The sequence below is a fragment of the Mesorhizobium sp. M1227 genome (assembly GCF_040318315.1).
GTDB lineage: Bacteria > Pseudomonadota > Alphaproteobacteria > Rhizobiales > Rhizobiaceae > Mesorhizobium.
Genome location: NZ_JAMYLZ010000007.1, coordinates 104702 through 123560, shown reverse-complemented (window position 1 = coordinate 123560; position 18859 = coordinate 104702). Strand labels below are relative to the sequence as shown.

The 18859-nt window shown below is 63.5% G+C and carries 14 protein-coding genes and 1 tRNA gene; 6 read left to right on the top strand and 9 right to left on the bottom strand.

Annotated features, from left to right (window positions below):
* Positions 1-5: 5 nt before the first annotated feature.
* From NKH28_RS12225 to NKH28_RS12210, 4 genes are read right to left on the bottom strand one after another with little or no spacing between them, the layout of a single operon-like run.
* Positions 6-782, bottom strand: a complete 777-nt coding sequence (locus NKH28_RS12225; protein WP_352469513.1) for an enoyl-CoA hydratase/isomerase family protein — start codon at positions 780-782, stop codon at positions 6-8.
* Positions 775-2376 carry an acyl CoA:acetate/3-ketoacid CoA transferase gene (locus NKH28_RS12220; RefSeq protein WP_352979012.1) on the bottom strand — a complete coding sequence of 534 codons (1602 nt, stop codon included), beginning with the start codon at positions 2374-2376 and terminating at the stop codon, positions 775-777. The genes NKH28_RS12225 and NKH28_RS12220 overlap by 8 nt, the downstream gene beginning before the upstream one ends.
* Positions 2373-3389 (bottom strand): Gfo/Idh/MocA family protein, encoded by a 1017-nt coding sequence (locus NKH28_RS12215; RefSeq protein ID WP_352979011.1) that lies wholly within the window; start codon positions 3387-3389, stop codon positions 2373-2375. Before NKH28_RS12215 ends, NKH28_RS12220 begins: the two co-directional genes overlap by 4 nt.
* On the bottom strand, positions 3386-4441 hold the full coding sequence (locus NKH28_RS12210) for a LacI family DNA-binding transcriptional regulator (protein ID WP_352588151.1): 1056 nt from the start codon (positions 4439-4441) through the stop codon (positions 3386-3388). Before NKH28_RS12210 ends, NKH28_RS12215 begins: the two co-directional genes overlap by 4 nt.
* 241 nt (positions 4442-4682) lie before the next feature.
* On the opposite strand from NKH28_RS12210, the gene NKH28_RS12205 reads away from it, so the two are divergent.
* Together NKH28_RS12205 and fcl are read left to right on the top strand one after the other, a co-directional pair.
* Positions 4683-5837, top strand: coding sequence for a dihydrodipicolinate synthase family protein (locus tag NKH28_RS12205; RefSeq protein ID WP_352979009.1), 1155 nt, complete (start codon positions 4683-4685; stop codon positions 5835-5837).
* 162 nt (positions 5838-5999) lie between these two features.
* Entirely contained in the window at positions 6000-6962 is a 963-nt protein-coding gene (gene fcl / locus NKH28_RS12200; RefSeq protein ID WP_352979008.1) for a GDP-L-fucose synthase, read from the top strand.
* A gap of 66 nt (positions 6963-7028) precedes the next feature.
* On the opposite strand, the gene NKH28_RS12195 is transcribed toward fcl, so the two are convergent.
* Together NKH28_RS12195 and cpdR are read right to left on the bottom strand one after the other, a co-directional pair.
* Positions 7029-7103, bottom strand: a tRNA-Val gene (locus tag NKH28_RS12195).
* A gap of 104 nt (positions 7104-7207) precedes the next feature.
* Positions 7208-7570, bottom strand: coding sequence for a cell cycle two-component system response regulator CpdR (gene cpdR, locus NKH28_RS12190; RefSeq protein ID WP_006199474.1), 363 nt, complete (start codon positions 7568-7570; stop codon positions 7208-7210).
* A gap of 153 nt (positions 7571-7723) precedes the next feature.
* Here cpdR and NKH28_RS12185 point away from each other — a divergent pair, with 153 nt between their 5' ends.
* Together NKH28_RS12185 and hisN are read left to right on the top strand one after the other, a co-directional pair.
* On the top strand, positions 7724-8665 hold the full coding sequence (locus tag NKH28_RS12185) for an N-formylglutamate amidohydrolase (protein ID WP_352539364.1): 942 nt from the start codon (positions 7724-7726) through the stop codon (positions 8663-8665).
* Between the two features lie 328 nt (positions 8666-8993).
* Positions 8994-9767 (top strand): histidinol-phosphatase, encoded by a 774-nt coding sequence (gene hisN / locus NKH28_RS12180; RefSeq protein ID WP_352979007.1) that lies wholly within the window; start codon positions 8994-8996, stop codon positions 9765-9767.
* A gap of 145 nt (positions 9768-9912) precedes the next feature.
* Here hisN and NKH28_RS12175 read toward each other — a convergent pair whose 3' ends face one another.
* Positions 9913-10371 carry a styrene oxide isomerase gene (locus tag NKH28_RS12175; protein ID WP_352469520.1) on the bottom strand — a complete coding sequence of 153 codons (459 nt, stop codon included), beginning with the start codon at positions 10369-10371 and terminating at the stop codon, positions 9913-9915.
* Positions 10372-10509: 138 nt separating this feature from the next.
* Positions 10510-11484, bottom strand: a complete 975-nt coding sequence (locus NKH28_RS12170) for an alpha/beta fold hydrolase (RefSeq protein ID WP_352469521.1) — start codon at positions 11482-11484, stop codon at positions 10510-10512.
* 476 nt (positions 11485-11960) lie between these two features.
* Here NKH28_RS12170 and NKH28_RS12165 point away from each other — a divergent pair, with 476 nt between their 5' ends.
* The gene (locus tag NKH28_RS12165) at positions 11961-12425 is read left to right on the top strand and encodes an Hsp20 family protein (RefSeq protein WP_023675381.1); all 465 of its coding nucleotides are present in this window, start codon (positions 11961-11963) and stop codon (positions 12423-12425) included.
* Positions 12426-12515: 90 nt separating this feature from the next.
* Here NKH28_RS12165 and NKH28_RS12160 read toward each other — a convergent pair whose 3' ends face one another.
* Complete coding sequence (locus tag NKH28_RS12160) at positions 12516-13568, bottom strand: threonine aldolase family protein (RefSeq protein WP_352979005.1); 1053 nt, start codon at positions 13566-13568, stop codon at positions 12516-12518.
* A gap of 475 nt (positions 13569-14043) precedes the next feature.
* Here NKH28_RS12160 and gltB point away from each other — a divergent pair, with 475 nt between their 5' ends.
* Complete coding sequence (gene gltB, locus NKH28_RS12155) at positions 14044-18774, top strand: glutamate synthase large subunit (protein ID WP_352979003.1); 4731 nt, start codon at positions 14044-14046, stop codon at positions 18772-18774.
* Positions 18775-18859 lie beyond the last annotated feature (85 nt).

Below are 18859 nucleotides of genomic sequence, written 5' to 3'. Positions count from 1 at the left end.
AGGTCCTAAGATCTTGAGAACGCCGGTTTCTGCTTGGCGTTGAAAGCATCGACGCCGGTCCTGAGATCGCTTGTCAGCGCGATGAAGCCGCTGGCCAGCGCTTCGGTCGCGGCAGCACTCTCTTCGCCCTCCGCGATGGCAATCATCAGCTTGGCGGCTTCGGTCGCGAGCGGGCCGCGCTCGGCGATCTTGCCGGCCCAGGCCTTGGCTTCAGCGAACGCCTTACCGGTCTCGACCACCCGGTCGACAATCCCCAGAGCAAGAGCCTCGGTAGCCAGAAACACTTCGCCGCCGAGCGCCATCCGCCGCACTGCCTGCGCGCCGAAGCGGCGCACGGCGCGCTGGGTGCCGGACCAGCCGGGAACGACGCCGATCGAGGTTTCGGGGAACCCCAGCTTCACCTGTGTTTCCGCCACGCGGAAGTCTGCAGCGGCCGCCAGTTCCAGCCCGCCGCCCAGCGCATGGCCGGCAAGCACGGCGATCGTCGGCTGCCGCAGCCGCGCCAGCCGGTCGAAGACGCGATGGCCGTAGCGCACCCATTGCACCTGGAAATCGGCGGCGCTCATTTCCGCCCAAGCCTCGACATCGCCGCCGGCGCAAAAGCCCTTGCCTTCGCCGCAGATCAGCACGACGCGGACGCCGGTTGCTGTCTCGGCCTCGTCGAGTGCCGCTTCCAGCGCCCGCAGCATCGGAATATCGAGCGCGTTGAATTTCTCCGGCCGGCGCAGTGTGACAATGCCGATGGGGCCGTCGGTTTCAAAGATTACCAGACGCTCAGCCATGTGCGCCTCCAAGCGATGCGCCGCCATTGAGCGACAGGCCGATCGGCCGGTCCCAGTAGAGCGCATCCGGTGTAATTTTCAGCTCGTTGGCGACGGCGAGCGGGATCTCGGCCTGCGCCAGCACATCGCGCTCAAGGTCGATGCCCGGCGCCAGCTCGGTCACCATCAGCCCTGCCGGTGTCAGCTTCATCACGCAGCGCTCGGTGACATAGGTGATATCCTGTCCCTGCGCGACGGCACGCTTGCCCGAGAAGGAGATATGCTCGACCTCGCCGACGACTTTCTTGACCTTGCCCTCCTGGTCGATGCGGATGCCGCCACCGGCAAGCGACAACTTGGCGCCGGCATTGAAGAAACCGGAAAAGACGATCTTCTTCGCTCGCGCGGTGATGTCGACGAAGCCGCCGGCGCCGGCGGTGACATGCGGCCGCGCCGAAAGCTTCGAGACATTGACCGAGCCGTGGCGGTCGATCTGCAGGAAGGACAGCAGCGAGGCGTCGAAGCCGCCGGCCTGGAAATAGATGAACTGGTGCGGCGAGGGCATGAAGGCGTCGGCGTTCGACGAGCAGCCGAACTTGAAGTCGAGCAGCGGCACGCCGCCGACCGCGCCCTGTTCGATGACCCAGGTGACCTTGCCGTGCTGGCCTTCCTCGATAAGGATGCGCGGCACATTGGCCGAGATGCCGAAGCCGATATTGACCGCCATGCCGTCGGCAAGCTCCATGGCGACGCGGCGCGCAATGACCTTCTGGACGTTCATCTCGGCGTTGCGAAAGCTCGACAGCGGCCGGAAGATCTCGCCGGAGATGGCCGGATCGTAGGGCGTCAGCGTCGTCTGCAACTGGTCGGGCGCCACCACGATATGGTCGACCAGCACGCCGGGCACGCGCACATCGTGCGGCTTCAGCGTGCCGTTCTCGACGACGCGCTTGACCTGCGCGATGACGATGCCGCCATTGTTGCGGGCGGCCAGCGCCTGTTCGAGGCCGCCGAGATAGGCACCCTCATGCTCATAGGTAAGGTTGCCGCGCTCGTCCGCCGTGGTGGCGCGAATGATCGCGACCTGCGGTACGATCGAGCGGAAATAGAGCCATTCCTCGCCGTCGAACTGCTGCACCGAAACGATCGGCTCGCTGGCGGCAGCATTCATGGCGCAACCCTGGTGGCGCGGGTCGGCAAAGGTATCGAGCCCGACCTTGGTCAGCACGCCGGGGCGCTTGGCGGCGGCCTCACGATGCATGTCGAACAGGATGCCGGACGGCACGTTGTAGGCGGCGACCGTATTGTCGCCGATCATCTTCCAGATCTGCGGCGGTTCCGACGATGAAGGCCCGGACGGATAGGAGCCGCACAAAGTGCGCTTCAACAGGCCGGGCTTGGCTAGATGGTCGATGCCCTTGATGCCGTACATGTCACCGGCGGCGATCGGGTGCAGCGTCGTGATGTCCCTGGGATGGCCTTCGGCGTCGAAGCGCTCGCCGATCGCGGCAAGCACCGCATCCGGGCAGCCGAGGCCGCTCGACGACGACACGGAAACGACCACGCCATCCCTGATCAGGCCGGCAGCCTCAGCCGCGGAAACGAGCTTGCTCACGCTGCGCTCCCGAGCTTCGGGTCGATGGCAACGGCCCTGCCGGACCTGGCCGATTGCAATGCCGCTTCGGCTGATGTCAGCGACCAGACGCCGTCCTCGCCGGTGGCGGAAGGCTGGCCCTCGCCGCGGATCGCCGCGTGGAATTGGCGCAGCGAACGGGCATAGAGGTCTTCGCGGTCGAAGCTCAATTCCTCCTCACCCTGTGCCGTGCGAAGCAACACAGAGCCGAGCGGCTTCTGCGTCATCACATCCTTGGCGATCAGCGAGCCTTCGCTGCCATGCACCTCGAAGCCGGTGCCGGCGAATTTTGTCGTGAAGCCCTCATGCGATTGGGCAATGATCCCCGATGCGAAGCGCCAGAGGCACATGGCGCCGTCTTCCAGTCCGCCGGCGGCCATGCCGGCCGACTGCGTGAATGCCGAGATCTCGACCGGATCGTCGCCGAGCACGAACCGCAGCGCATCGGCATCGTGGACGGTGATGTCGAGCACCACGCCGCCGCCGGCGTCCGGCCTGGCGATGCGCCAGCCCTGCAGGTGTTCCGGCAGATAGACAGAGTGGAAGACGCGCGCGGCGATCGGCCTGCCGATGCGGCCGGCAGCGATCGCTTCGCGCATCGCCCGATGCGAGCCGGCATTGCGCAGATGGTGATTGGTGCCGAGCACAACGCCGGCGGCCCTGGCCGCCGCGACCATCTTGCGCGCGTCGGCGCTGGTCAGTGCCAGCGGCTTTTCGCACAGCACATGCTTTCCCGCCTCGATGGCGGCGAGTGCCTGTTCGAGATGCAATTCGTTGGTGGTCGAGATGTAGACGGCGTCGATGTCGGAGCCGAGCAATTCATCAATCGTCGAGACCGCCGCCGGAATGCGATTTTCACTGGCGTAAGTGGCGGCGCGCTCCGGGCTGGAGCTCATCACCGCGGCGATCTCGCCGTCCTTCTGCGCGCGGATGGCGCCGATCATGAACTGTCTTGCGATCGTGCTGGCGCCGATCAGCCCCCAACTGACGGTCATGCCGCGTCTCCCATTCCTGCACAGCCATGCTCCTTGCGATCGGGGCCGCAGCTTTCCCTGACCACGAGGTTGACGGCGCCGATATGATCCTCGGCGCGCGTGGTGCGCGATTGGATCATCTTCAGCACGACATGGGCGGCGCGCTCGCCGAGGCCGGCGGTGTTCACCGCGACGCTGGTCAGCGCCGGCATATAGTGCTCGGCCTCGGCGACGTCGTCGAAGCCGACGACGGCAAAGTCCGCGCCGGGTTCCAGGCCGCGCTTGCGCAGCGCCAGCAAGACGCCGAAGGCGACCGCATCGTTGAAGCAAAGGGCCGCGGTCGGCGGCGCGGCCATGGCAAGTGCGGTTTCCAGGCAGGCAATACCGCCCTTGCGGCTGGTTTCGCCCTCGAAGACCAGCCTGTCGGCCGGTTCGATGCCGAGCGCTTCACAGGCCTCGCGAAAGCCGCCCAGGCGCTCGTGATAGACGACAAGGTCGGACGAGCCGCCGAAGAAGGCCAGCCGGCGATGGCCCTTGCCGATCAGATGGGCGGTGGCGAGATAGGCGCCGCGATGATTGTCGGGCGTGATCACCGGGATACGGCTTTCGGGAAGCCGGCGCATGACGAAGACGACCGGAACGCCTGCGGTCTCAAGGCGACGGAACGCGCCAGGCGTGGTGCCGCGCGCCGGCGACACGACGAGCCCGGCGACACCCTGCTCCATCAGCGATTTCAGAACCTCTTCCTGGCGCACCGGGTTTTCGGCCGTATTGGCGATGAAAGGCACGACGCCGGCCGACTGGAAGACGCGCTCCATGCCGACCGCGAGCTCGGCGAAAAACGGATTGGTGAGATCGTTGATGACCATGCCGATGACGTTGGAATGGGCCTTGCGCAGATTGGCGGCGCCGCGGTTGTAGACATAGCCGACGTCCTCGATCGCCTTGCGCACCTTGAGCGCGGTTTCGGGCCGGATCAGCCCGCTGCCTTGCAGCACCAGCGACACCGTCGATTTGGACACGCCCGCCTCACGGGCGATGTCGAGTATCGTTGCCTTGGCCCGGCTGGCCATCCAGATCTGTCCTCCCGGTGGCTTCTTGTGCGATTTATTGGAACGATCTAATCCCTGCGGCGCATTTGAGTCAATCGCGTTTTTGCGAAGCCGGGAAAAATGCGGCTCGGCGGCGCAATCCTCCGGCAAACAGGGCTTTCGGCTACTGCGATGCAGCAATTTTCGCTGCACGAGGCAGGCGGCAAAATATCTTGATTTGTTGGAACGTTCCATTTAATAGGCATTGGTAAGGGAGAGAGCCATGGACATCACCTTGCCCGGGGAAGGCGCCGGCCGTGTCCGCTACCGGCTTGTCGGCCAGCCGGTGCAGCCTGTGGCCGGCGCTCGCTTCTCGCGCATCGCCTACGCCGCCGCCCATGTCGTTGCCGATCCCCTCGCCATGACCGATCCGTGGTCGAGGCCCGCGGTCGACTGGGACAAGACGATGGCGTTTCGCCGTCACCTCTGGCGGCTTGGCTTCCGTGTCGCCGAAGCGATGGACACCTCTCAGCGCGGCATGGGTTTCGACTGGGCGAATGCCAAAGAATTGATCCGCCGCTCGATCGCCGAGGCGCACAGCGTCGAAGGCGCCGATCTTGCGTCGGGCGCCGGCACCGACCATCTGGCGCCGGGGGGCGCCAGCAGGCTAGACGATGTCATCGCGGCCTATGAAGAACAGCTCGGCTTCATCGAAGGGCTTGGCGGCAAGGCGATCATGATGGCCAGCCGGGCGCTGGCGGCGGTCGCCAAAGGCCCCGACGACTATATCGGCGTCTACGACCGCATCCTGTCCCAGGCCTCCGGCAAGGTCATCCTGCACTGGCTGAGCGACATGTTCGACCCGGCGCTGAAAGGCTACTGGGGCAGCAGCGACTTCGAAACTGCGCTGGAGACGGTGGTCGCGATCATCGAACGCCATGCCGGCAAGGTCGAAGGCATAAAGATATCGCTGCTCGATGCCGGCAAGGAGATTGCGCTCAGGGACCGGCTGCCTGAGGGCGTGCTGATGTTCACCGGCGACGATTTCAATTACCCCGAGCTGATCGCCGGCGACGGCGACAGACATTCGCACGCGCTGCTCGGCATTTTCGATGCGATCGCGCCGGTCGCCAATGCGGCGCTGGCAAAGCTGGCCGACGGCGACCGCGCGGGCTACGACGCGCTGATGGCTCCGACAGTGCCGCTGTCGCGCAAGATCTTCGAGGCGCCGACCGAATACTACAAGGCCGGCATCGTCTTCATGGCATGGCTGAACGGCCATCAGGAGCATTTTTCGATGGTCGGCGGCATGCAATCGGCGCGCGGCATCCGTCACTATGCCGATGTCTTTCGCCTTGCCGACCAGGCAGGGTTGCTGGCCGACCCCGAGCTTGCCATTGCCAGAATGACAAGCCTCTGCACGGTAGCGGGCGTCTGATCGCGAGCGCTACAGCGTCCGATCCAAAGGTTGCTTCGGGTGGCTTTGCGATTTGCCTTGTCTGGGCAAATCTGTATGCGGTATGCGTCCGGCAACAGAGAAGCCGATCCGGCGCTCCGCCGGCCAACTGGCATAGCTGCCGTTCTGCATTGGGGTAAGCTGATGACCTTCGACCTTCAGGCCAAGCGCGTTTTCGTGGCCGGACATCGCGGCATGGTCGGCTCGGCCATCCTGCGCCGATTGGCCGACGAGGATTGCGAGGTCCTGACCGCCTCGCGCGCCGAGATCGATCTTCTCGACCAGGCCGGCGTGCGGCGTTGGATGTCAGACCGCAAGCCGGATGCAGTGGTGATGGCGGCGGCCAAGGTTGGCGGTATCCTGGCCAACAACAGGCTTCCGGTCGATTTTCTGCAGGACAATCTCGTCATGCAGAACAATGTCATCGACAGCGCCTTCCGCAACGAGGTGCAGAAGCTGCTGTTTCTCGGTTCATCCTGCATCTATCCCAAATTCGCGGCGCAGCCGATCTCCGAGGACGCCTTGCTGACCGGGCCGCTCGAACCCACCAACGAATGGTATGCGATCGCCAAGATCGCCGGGCTGAAACTGTGCCAGGCCTATCGGCGCCAGTACGGCGTCGACTACATCTCGGCGATGCCGACCAATCTCTACGGTCCGGGCGACAATTTCGACCTCAATTCCAGCCATGTCGTGCCCGCTCTGATGCGCAAGGCGCACGAGGCCAGGCGCGCCGGCCGCAAGAGCCTGGAGGTGTGGGGATCGGGCACGCCGATGCGCGAATTCCTGCATGTCGACGACGCCGCCGACGCGCTGGTCTGGTTGCTGAAGAATTATTCGGGCGACAGCCACATCAATGTCGGCTCGGGGGAAGACATCACCATTGCCGATCTTGCCCGCACCATCGTGTCGGTCGCTGGCGCCGATGCCGCAATAACATTCGATGCGACGAAGCCGGACGGCACGCCGCGCAAGCTGATGGACGTGTCGCGTCTGTTCGCCACCGGCTGGCGCCCGCGCTACTCGCTGCGCAGCGGGTTGGAACAGACCTATGCCTGGTTTCTGGAGCACGTCGAGACCGGCGATCTGCGCCTCGGTGCGGCCTGAGGCCGGTATTGGCCGGGAACCTCAGTCGACGAAAAATACCGACGGCCAATTGAGGGATCATTTGGATGGTGGGCGTGACAGGGATTGAACCTGTGACCCCTGCAATGTCAATGCAGTGCTCTCCCGCTGAGCTACACGCCCATCCGAAGCCGCGCATACACCATTTTTGGTTCGGCACGTCAATAGCGGGAAAAGGGAAAGAACGCCTGGCTTGCGGCGTCGGTCAAGACGCGACAAAAAGCGCGTCAGGCGGCCTGCAGCATCTTTTCGACCTCGTTGACGAGGTCGCGCAGGTGGAACGGCTTCGATAGCACCTTGGCGTCTTTCGGCGCCTTGGAATCAGGGTTCAGCGCGACGGCGGCGAAGCCGGTGATGAACATCACCTTGAGGTCGGGATCGATCTCCGTGGCGCGTCGGGCGAGCTCGATGCCATCCATCTCGGGCATGACGATGTCGGTCAAAAGCAGCGAAAAAGGTTCCTCGCGCAGCCGCTCATAGGCGCTGGCGCCATTGTCGAAATCGCTGACCTGATAACCGGCGCGCTCCAGCGCCTTGACGAGGAACCGGCGCATGTCGTCGTCGTCTTCCGCCAGCAGAATGCGTGCCATGTTGTCCCGTCCGAATCACCCAACCGACAATGCCGTGCGGCAAGCCCGTTAACCATGCTGTATATGAGGAGGTGACGGTAAACATCAAGTGAACGTTGGCCGCACAATCCTGATTTGGCTGGCGCTTCGGCGGCTGGACATGCGGGCGGCGAGGTGGCACTTTCCCATCATGATGCATTGGTATTCCCGGGTTCGTCCAAATTGAAAACGGCAGCCGAGGATTTTTCGGTCGTTCCACCCTTCGAAATCCGATCGGGCGCCGAACAGCGCGTTCCCTTCCTCTTCAACTCGCCGCATAGCGGCCGCTACTATCCGGACCGGTTCATGGCTATGGCCAAGCTGGACCGCAACGCCATCCGCCGCTCTGAGGACTGCTATGTCGAGGAATTGTTCGGCGGCGCCGTCGCGCTCGGGGCGCCGATGCTGGCGGCAAACTTCCCGCGCGCCTATCTCGACGTCAATCGGGAGCCGTGGGAACTCGACCCGCGCATGTTCGCCGAACCGGTGCCGTCATTCTGCAACATCCGCTCGGCGCGGGTGGCCGGCGGGCTAGGCACCGTGCCCAAGCTGGTCGGCGAGGGGCTCGACATCTATTCCGGCCGCTTGCCGCTGGCGGAAGCCGTGGCGCGCATCGAAGCGGTCTACAAGCCCTATCACGAGACGCTGAAACGGCTTTTGACCAGAACCCATGCGCGCTTCGGCTACGCCGTGCTGATTGACTGCCACTCGATGCCGGCAAGCATAAGGGTCGGCGACAGCGGATTGCGGCCGGATTTCATCGTCGGCGACCGTTTCGGCATCTCGGCCGCGGCGGCGTTGACCGAGACGGCGATCGGCCTGCTCACCGGCATGGGCTACAGCGTCGCCCACAACAAGCCCTATGCCGGAGGCTTCATTACCGAGCACTATGGCCGCCCCGTGCGCCATCTGCATGCGCTGCAGATCGAGGTCAATCGCGGGCTCTACATGAATGAGCGGACGTTCCAGAGATCGGCTGGTTTCGACGCACTGGCCGACGATCTGGCGCGGTTTTCGGCCGAACTGATGGCGATGCCCGATCACAATTTCATGGATCTGCCGCTGGCCGCCGAATAGCCGCGGAATCGCGGTACCCGCCGCTCATGCGGCAGCGTAAAAAAAGACCGCATCGTTTGCACGACACGGTCGAAGTCTAGGGAGGAAACGCCCAAGGAGGGCATGGACAGGAACCCCTGTCCGAGAACAAACGTATTGTGCGCTGCACAAATGTCAAGGCGCGTTCCGGCTTTTTTAATTCACTGTGAAGTGGAAACTGCATTTCCATGACGGCGGCGTTGCATTCGAGCAACAGTTGGCACCATGCGAAAGGCTCCGAACGCCCTTGTTTCGGCATAAATCCGTAGGCAAACGGGTATCTCCAAACATGCTGGAGCGGGAGAATCAGTTGGACATCAACATCGAGTTCATGCGGCGCATTGCGCGTGCCGCCGCAGCCGAGACCTTGCCGCGCTTCCGCAACCAGGGCGCGGTCACCAACAAGGAGCGCGGCAGCTTCGACCCGGTCACCGAGGCCGACCGCGAGGCCGAGCGCGCCATCCGGGCGCTGATATCAGCGCAATACCCCGATCACGGCATTCTCGGCGAGGAACATGGCAGCGAAAACATCTCCAGCCGGCATGTCTGGGTGATCGATCCGATCGATGGAACGCGCGCCTTCATTTCCGGCCTGCCGGTATGGGGCACGCTGGTCGGGCTGACGGTCGACGGCGATGCCGTCGCCGGCATGATGTCGCAGCCCTTCACCGGCGAGTTGTTCTACGCCAATGCCTCCGGCTCGCATTATGAAGGTCCCGGTGGCTCCCGAAAACTCGCTACGCGCAAGACGACGAATCTCGCCGAGGCGACGCTGTTCACCACCACGCCGGCGCTGTTCAAGGGAGACGCGCGCCTGCGCTACGACCTGTTCGAGCAACAGGTCCAGCTCGCCCGTTACGGCACCGACTGCTATGCCTTCGCGATGGTGGCGGCGGGCAGCGTCGATATCGTTGCCGATCCCGGATTGAAACCGTACGACATCGTCGCGCTGATCCCGATCATCGAGAAGGCAGGCGGCGTTGTCACCACCTTCGAAGGCGGGCCGGCGGAAAACGGCGGCGACATCCTGGCGGCGGCGACACCGGAGCTGCACGCAGCCGCGATGGCGGCGCTGTGCGGCTGAGCATCCGGTGCACCCACGCGTCTGTTTTGCGCAAATCCGACGGAAACCGCGGTACGGTCCTAAAGCAAAGCGCGCCGCGTTTGAGTGAACTCATGTGACGCGCTTGTTTTATGCATGTTATCGCAAAACCGCTGCGCGACATGCATTAGCTGTCGGCAGGCCAAGCGTCCGAGAGACGCAGGCCCCACAAAATGAGCACGAAAGAGATGAGGCCGGTCGGCGCGGACGAATACGCCACACCTTTGATCACAGCTTCCTGAAAGGCACTTCCGTGGAAGGCTCCGGCCGCCAACGGCATAGTCTCGTTGCCGGCCGCCCAGGCGCTGGCGATCACGTAGGCGGCCAGGATCGCCAAAGCCGAATAGATCAGCAGCCAGAAAGCAATCCGCGACGTCGCCGCGCCGAGATTGAGCCTAGACCATGTGAGGCCTAGAGCCAGCAAGAGAACGCCCTCCAGGGCGCTGAGCGTGTGCGCGGACAGTCCGAGCCGCGGTGCGGCGAGATACGGTATTGCAAACCCTTCGAATGACGAAAACAGCAGCAGCGCGACGCCAATCTGCAGTAGCCGATGCCCCTGACGTGACAGCGTGTTCGATGCGTTCATGGTCCTTTTTCTCCCGGCGAATGGCCTCCATTCTCTTTGGCAGCAACCTAGCGCTCGATGCCTTAACGGGAATAAGGGGGCACGCTGCGTCGGACAAGCGACCCGTGCGGGCTTTGTTGGCGGGCGCCGGCGAAGCGGTCAAACAGCGTCGCCGGTTCCGGGGATGAAGGCATCGAATGCCGCAAGCAACTGCTCGCGATAGAGGTCGGCTTCCTGGAGGATCTCATGGCGGGCGCCGTCGATCATCACTAGCGAGCCGACGCGCAGACGTCTCGCATAGGCTTCGACTGCCCTGGTCGAGACGACCTGGTCGGCGCCGGCGGCGATCATCAGCAAGGGCACCTGGATCTTGGCCATGAAATCCGGGTCGCTGACGATCAAGGATGCCTCGGTGGCCGCCTTCAGCCAGCGGATCGTCGGTCCGCCGAGCGCCAGCTGCGGATAGGTTTCGTAGATCAGCGTGTTGCGCCGATAGCGTTCCGGGTCGCTGGTCAGCTTGTTTATGGCGAAGGGCACCGATTCCTTGGGCCGCGGCCCCCACGCGGCATAGAGCCGGCCAAGGCCGAGAAGGCAGAACAGCGAACAGAGGCGGCGGACGGTTTTTACCGAAACCGGCAGGTCCGGCACGGTGAAGAACGGTGCGATCAGCACCATGCGGCGCACGCGGTTCGCCATCGAGGGCGCGGCGAGCAGCGCAATCACCGCGCCGGCCGAGTGGGCCAGTATGTAGTAGGGTCCTCGGCAATCGGGCAGCACGATCTCCTCGAAGAACTGCTCCAGATCGCCGGTGTAGTCGAAGAAGCTCCGGACGAAGCCGCGCTGTCGGTCGCCGATCAGCCGGTCGGAAGCGCCCTGTCCGCGCCAGTCGAGGGTTGCCACGCCAAAGCCCCGGTCGGCAAGGTTGCGAATGGTCTCGAAATACTTCTCGATGCACTCGTTGCGGCCGGTCAGGACGACGACGGTGCCCTTCATCGGGCGGGCAACCGCGGCAAACAGCCCATAGCGGATCTTCTTGCCGTCGCGCGTGGTGAAGAAGCCGCCGGCCGCGTTTTCCGGCAGCGGATTGCCAGGAGTTTCCTGGAAGAGAGGGGGCTGGTGGAGAAGATCGGTCATGCGGTTTTTGGTTGGTGTCGGTGCCGGCGTGGGCGCAAGTCAGGCATAAACGCCCATGCGCCAAAAGCAAAGGAATTCGGGACGCCGGGGAGGTCGACCGCCAGGCAGCGAACAAGTAAGGCCGGAAGCAGCCTTGGCGTGCTTCCGGCCTCTGTCGACCGGGAGGAAGGGACGTTACACCCGGTTCGGCCTCGTCGTGTCGCCTTTTCCGGCGACCTGTTCGTGATCTCGAGAACAGTTTTAGTGCCGCCTGGCTGAACGCTCGCCGAAGCCACGGTTCATCTGCCGTTCATCGGCATCGGGACGTGGGCCGGGGACCGGTCCCGTTCGGACGCGGGAAAATCTTGAAATGCCGTCGTCGGCTTCCCAAATTTGGCATGCGGTCGCCAATGTCGGGGCCGCTGGCCCATCCGGAACGCCGTCACGGGTTTCGCACCGGCCATACGCAACCTTGTTGCTCAACAGGAGAACACACCATGCGTCACGTTGATTTTTCCCCGCTCTACCGTTCGACCGTCGGTTTTGACCGGTTGTTCACCATGCTCGATTCGCTTGCGCAGCCGGAAGGCCAGACGTATCCGCCTTACAACATCGAGCGCACGGGCGAGGATGCCTATCGCATCTCGATGGCTGTGGCCGGCTTCTCGGAAGATGAGATTTCGATCGAAGCTCACCGCAATGTGCTGACCGTCAAGGGTGAGCGCAAGGAGGAAGGCAATGGCGAAGGCTCCGAACTGCTCTATCGCGGTATCGCCAGCCGAGCCTTCGAGCGCCGCTTCCAGCTTGCCGATCACGTCGAGGTTGTCGGCGCCGCGCTGAAGAACGGCCTGCTCTTCGTCGACCTCAAGCGCAACATCCCCGAAGAGCTGAAGCCGCGCAAGATCGCGATCACCTCGGCTCCGGCCAAGGCCAAGCAGATCGAGGCCAAGACTGCCGCCTAAGCCAGGCAGCTAAACTCCGGGACGCCAACTCCCCGGGAAGAAAGGGCGGTGCAGCAATGCGCCGCTCTTTTTGCTGGTGGGCAAGGCTTGCTATCCGGCGAGCAGGTAGCCGAAACGGTCGACCTCGTCGGGCGTGGTCGCGAAGCTGGTGACAAACCGATAGAGCGCTTCGTCTTCGCCAATGTAGCCGTCGTAGCCGAGCGGCCTGTGCCAGTCGTGGAAGGCCGCCCCTGCCGCTTGCATTCTTTCGGCCTCGGCCTTTTTCATGACTGCGAAGACCTCGTTCGCCTGCGGCAGCCAGGCCAGCCGGGCCGAAGGGGAATCTTCTATCGCCGCGGCAAGCCGTGCCGCCATCGCATTGGCGTGCCGTGCTGTGTCGAGCCACAGTCCACCCCTGAGATAAGCATCGAATTGCGCGGCGATGAAGCGCGATTTCGAGAACAGTTGGGCCGCGCGCTTGCGCAAAAAGGCCAATTCCTTGGCTCGCTCGAGGTCGAACAGCACGATCGCCTCGGCGCACCAACAGCCATTCTTGGTGCCGCCGAAGGAGAGGATGTCAACGCCATGCTTCCAGGTCATTTCGGCCGGCGTCGTTTCCAGCGCGACGAGCGCATTGGCAAAGCGGGCCCCATCCATGTGCAGCGGCAGTCCATGCTGCTTTGCGATCGCCGAAATCCTGGCGATTTCGTTCAGTGTGTAGACGGTGCCGACTTCGGTCGACTGGGTGATCGAAACGGCAACCGGCCGCCCGGAATGGACGTTTTCGGGTGCGAAACGGTCCACCGCCCGTTCCAGATTGCCGGCATCGATCCTGCCGAGTGCGCCTTCGACTGTACAAAGCCGCGAACCGCCGGTGAAATATTCCGGTGCACCGCATTCGTCCTCGATGATGTGCGATTCGCGATGGCAGAAGGAAATGCCGCCTGGCTTGTTATAGGTAGTCAGCGACAGCGAATTGGCAGCGGTGCCGGTGGCGACGAAAAACACCGCGACTTCGCATTCGAAGATCTCATTGAAGCGCTGGTAAACGGTCTTGTCGAGGGCACCGTCGCCATAGGCGGTGGAGAAGCCGTCGGCATGGGCCGACAGGCCGGCAGCGATACGGGGATGGGCGCCTGCCCAATTGTCGGAAGCGAAAATCATGCGTCTGCCTATGCTGGGGAAATCGGTGCGAGCTTGGCCGCTTTCGCATGCCGGTCGCAAGGGGCAGATACCGAAAATCCGCTAAAGCCAGTGAAACGCATGAGCGTAGATGCAGCGACGGAAGGTTACGCTGACACGGCGTTCCGCGCAATTTTCTGTCGCGAAAGCTTCAAGAAATTTGTGAATCGGTCTTGTGTGCATCCAAAATTTCTGTCATAAAAATTTAGGACAGTAGTGCTGTCTTATTTTGTCGCACAAAACTGGCCGCATTGGCATATGATTGCGCCTCTGCGGCCATTGCCGCGAGCGACAGCTAGACAGTCTGGCTCCGGCCTGTACGAATACCATATGCGAACCATGCGGAAAGCCGCACGGTCGGCAAGAATTTCGCAAGACGTGCCGCAGATTGAAAGGGGAGCCACGCGCTTCCCGACGGAAACCAGCGCCCGAAGGGGACGGAACGGAGGACAGGACGATGACGGACATGACGCCATCTGCGACGAAGGCCGCGCAGACGACAGCGGCAGCCGTCAAAAATCCGTCCCTGACCAATATTCGGCGAACCAGCACCGGCTATACCGCGCACGGCCTCTATGATCCGCGCAACGAGCATGATGCCTGCGGCGTCGGCTTCATCGTCAACATGAAGGGCGTGAAGTCGCACCAGATCGTCGAGGACGGCCTTGCCGTGCTCGAAAACCTGACGCATCGCGGCGCGGTCGGCGCCGATCCGCTGATGGGTGACGGCGCCGGCGTGCTGGTGCAGCTGCCGGACCGCTTCTTCCGCGAGGAGATGGCCAAGCAAGGGGTCGAACTGCCGAAGCCCGGCCACTACGCCGTCGGCCACGTGTTCATGCCGCGCGACCCGGAGCTGCAGGCGCATATCGAAGGCATCATCGCCGAGGTGGCGCAGCTCGAGGGCCAGCCGCTGCTCGGCTTTCGCGACGTGCCGGTCGACAATTCGTCGCTGTCGAAGGCGCCCGACATAGCCGCTTCCGAGCCGGTGCACCGGCAGGTGTTCCTGGGCCGCGGCGCCGAGATCGAGAACGACGACGATTACGAGCGGCGGCTCTACATCCTGCGCAAGGTCATTTCCGGCCGTATCCACGAAGAGACCAAAGGCGTCGACAACGGCTTCTATGTCGTCTCGATGTCGTCGCGGACCATCGTCTACAAGGGCATGTTCCTGGCCTATCAGGTCGGCGCCTACTACAAGGATCTCACCGACCCGCGTTTCGAGACGGCGCTGATCCTGGTTCACCAGCGCTTCTCGACCAACACGTTCCCGTCGTGGAAGCTGGCGCATCCCTACCGCATGGTCGCCCACAATGGCGAGATCAACACCCTGCGCGGCAACGTCAACTGGATGGCGGCGCGGCAGGCTTCGGTCGATTCCGAACTGTTCGGCAACGACATCTCGAAGCTGTGGCCGATCTCCTACGAAGGGCAGTCGGACACCGCCTGCTTCGACAATGCGCTCGAATTCCTGACGCAGGGCGGCTATTCGCTCGCCCACGCCATGATGATGCTGATCCCGGAAGCCTGGGCCGGCAACAAGCTGATGGGTCAGGACCGCAAGGCCTTCTATGAGTATCACGCAGCGCTGATGGAGCCGTGGGACGGGCCAGCGGCGGTTGCCTTCACCGACGGCCGCCAGATCGGTGCTACGCTCGACCGCAACGGGCTGCGGCCGGCGCGCTACATCGTCACCGATGACGACCGCGTCATCATGGCCTCGGAAGCCGGCGTGCTGCCGGTGCCGGAGGAAAGGATCGTCAAGAAGTGGCGGCTGCAGCCCGGCCGCATGCTGCTGATCGACCTGGACAAGGGCCGCATCGTTTCCGACGAGGAGATCAAGTCGGAGATCGCGACCAGGCATCCCTACAAGAGCTGGCTGGCTAACACCCAGCTCATCCTGGAGGATCTGAACCCGGTCGAGCCGCGCGCCCTGCGCAGGGATGTCTCACTGCTCGACCGCCAGCAGGCGTTTGGCTACACCCAGGAGGACACCAAGCTGTTGATGTCGCCGATGGCGACCACCGGCCAGGAAGCCGTCGGCTCGATGGGTACCGACACGCCGATTTCGGCAATGTCGGACAGATCGAAGCTGCTCTACACCTATTTCAAGCAGAATTTCGCACAGGTCACCAATCCGCCGATCGACCCGATCCGCGAGGAGCTGGTGATGAGCCTGGTGTCCTTCATCGGGCCGCGGCCCAACATCTTCGATCTTGTCGGCAATTCGCGCCGCAAGCGGCTCGAAGTGCGCCAACCGATCCTGACGAATGGCGATCTGGAGAAGCTGCGCTCCGTCGGCCACACCGAAGACCGTTTCGACACCAAGACGATCGACATCACTTACGGTTCGAATGAAGGCGCGGCCGGCATGCAGGGCGCCATCGACCGGCTGTGCGAGCGCGCCGAGGCGGCGGTCGCCGGCGGCTACAACATCATCATCCTTTCGGACCGTCAGCTCGGCCCGGATCGCATTGCCATTCCGGCGCTGCTGGCAACGGCGGCCGTGCACCATCATTTGATCCGCAAGGGATTGCGCACCTCGGTTGGGCTCGTCGTGGAATCCGGCGAGCCGCGCGAGGTGCATCATTTCTGCTGTCTCGCCGGCTACGGCGCCGAGGCGATCAATCCCTATCTCGCTTTCGACACGCTGCTCGACATGCACAAGCGTGGCGAATTGCCAGCGGAGGTCGATGCCTACGAGGTCGTCTCCCGCTACATCAAGTCGATCGGCAAGGGCATCCTCAAGGTGATGTCCAAGATGGGCATCTCGACCTACCAGTCCTATTGCGGCGCGCAGATCTTCGACGCCATCGGGCTCAAGTCGGATTTCGTGCAGAAGTACTTCACCGGCACGGCGACGCTGATCGAAGGCGTCGGGCTGGACGAGATCGCCGCCGAAACGGTCAGCCGCCACACCGACGGCTTCGGCAACGACCCGGTGCTGCGCAACAGCCTCGAGGTCGGCGGCGAATACATGTTCCGCATGCGCGGCGAGGCCCATATCTGGTCGCCCGACGCAGTGGCGACCTTGCAGCACGCCGTGCGCCAAGGCTCGTGGGAGACGTTCAAGGACTATTCCGCCCAGATCGACAGCGAGACGGCGCAGGCGCAGACCATTCGCGGCCTGTTCAAGATCAAGCTTGCGCAAGCGACCGGGCGCAAGAAGGTCAAGCTCGACGAGGTGATGCCGGCGGCCGATATCGTCAAGCGCTTCTCGACCGGGGCGATGTCCTTCGGCTCGATCTCAAGGGAAGCGCACACGACGCTGGCGCGCGCCATGAACGCCATCGGCGGCAAGTCGAACACCGGCGAGGGCGGCGAAGAGGCCGATCGCTATCTGCCACTGCCGGGCGGCGGCAAGAACCCCGAACGCTCGGCGATCAAGCAGGTCGCCTCGGGACGCTTTGGCGTCACGGCGGAGTATCTTGTCAATTCCGACATGATGCAGATCAAGGTCGCGCAAGGGGCGAAGCCAGGCGAGGGCGGCCAGCTGCCGGGTCACAAGGTCGATGCGACCATAGCAAAGGTCAGGCACTCGACGCCGGGCGTCGGCCTGATCTCGCCGCCGCCGCATCACGACATCTATTCGATCGAGGATCTGGCGCAGCTCATCTACGACCTGAAGAACGTCAATCCGGCGGCCGACGTATCGGTCAAGCTGGTCTCGGAAGTCGGCGTCGGCACGGTTGCGGCCGGCGTCGCCAAGGCGCGTGCCGACCACATCACCATATCAGGCTATGACGGCGGCACCGGTGCCTCGCCGCTGACCTCGCTCAAGCATGCCGGCAGCCCGTGGGAGATGGGCCTTGCCGAGACGCACCAGACGCTCGTGCTCAACGGCCTCAGGTCGCGCGTCGCGCTGCAGGTCGATGGCGGCCTGCGCACCGGGCGTGACGTCATTATCGGCGCACTGCTCGGCGCCGACGAGTTCGGCTTTTCGACTGCGCCGTTGATCGCGGCCGGCTGCATCATGATGCGCAAGTGCCATCTCAACACCTGCCCCGTCGGCGTCGCGACACAGGACCCGGTGCTGCGCAAGCGCTTCAAGGGCACGCCCGAGCACGTCATCAACTTCTTCTTCTATGTGGCGGAAGAGGTGCGGGCGCTGCTTGCCGAGATGGGCTACACCCATCTCGACCAGATCATCGGCGACACCGACCTTCTGGAAAAGCGCGAGCTGATCCAGCACTGGAAGGCACGCGGGCTCGACTTCAGCAAGATGTTCTACAAGCCCGATGCGCCGCACGAGGCGGTGCACTGGACCGAGCGGCAGAAGCATCCGATCGACGACGTGCTCGACCGCAAGCTGATCGAACTCGCAAAGCCGGCGCTCGAAGCCAGGCAGCCGGTCAGTATCGAACTGCCGATCCGCAACGTCGACCGTTCGACCGGCGCCATGCTGTCGGGCGAGGTGGCAAAGCGCTTCAAGCACAAGGGCCTGCGCGAGGACACGATCTCGGTCAAGCTCACCGGCACGGCCGGCCAGTCCTTTGGCGCCTTCCTGGCGCGCGGTGTCTCGTTCGAACTGGTGGGCGCCGCCAACGACTATGTCGGCAAGGGCCTGTCGGGTGGCCGCATTGTCATCCGCCCGCCGGAGAACACGAAAATCGTTGCTGCCGAATCCATTATTGTCGGCAATACCGTGCTCTACGGCGCAACCGAGGGCGAGGCCTATTTCTGCGGCGTTGCCGGCGAGCGTTTTGCCGTGCGCAATTCGGGTGTCGCCGCCGTCGTTGAAGGCGTCGGCGACCATGGTTGCGAATACATGACTGGCGGTATCGTCGTCGTCATCGGCCAGACCGGCCGCAACTTCGCCGCCGGCATGTCGGGCGGCGTCGCCTATGTGCTCGACGAGGCGGGTGATTTCGCCGAACGCTGCAACATGGCGATGGTCGAGCTGGAGCCGGTTCCGGAAGAGGACGACCTGATGGAAAAGCTGCTCCACCATGGCGGCGATCTCGACCATAAGGGCCGTGTCGACGTATCCGGCGATATGACCAGCCATGACGAGGAGCGGCTCTACCAGCTGATCTCCAACCACGTCCACTACACCGGCTCGGTACGAGGTCGCGAAATTCTCGACGACTGGGCGACTTTCCGGCCGAAATTCCGGAAGATCATGCCGGTCGAATACCGCCGCGCGCTGATCGAGATGGAGCGGATGCGCATGAACGTGGCGGCGGAATAGATTTGGAAATTGCCGGGAGGCCATGCGTCCCGACAACCATCTTCATCAACAATCCTGACCTCGGACTGAAGGTTGCCACAGCTGC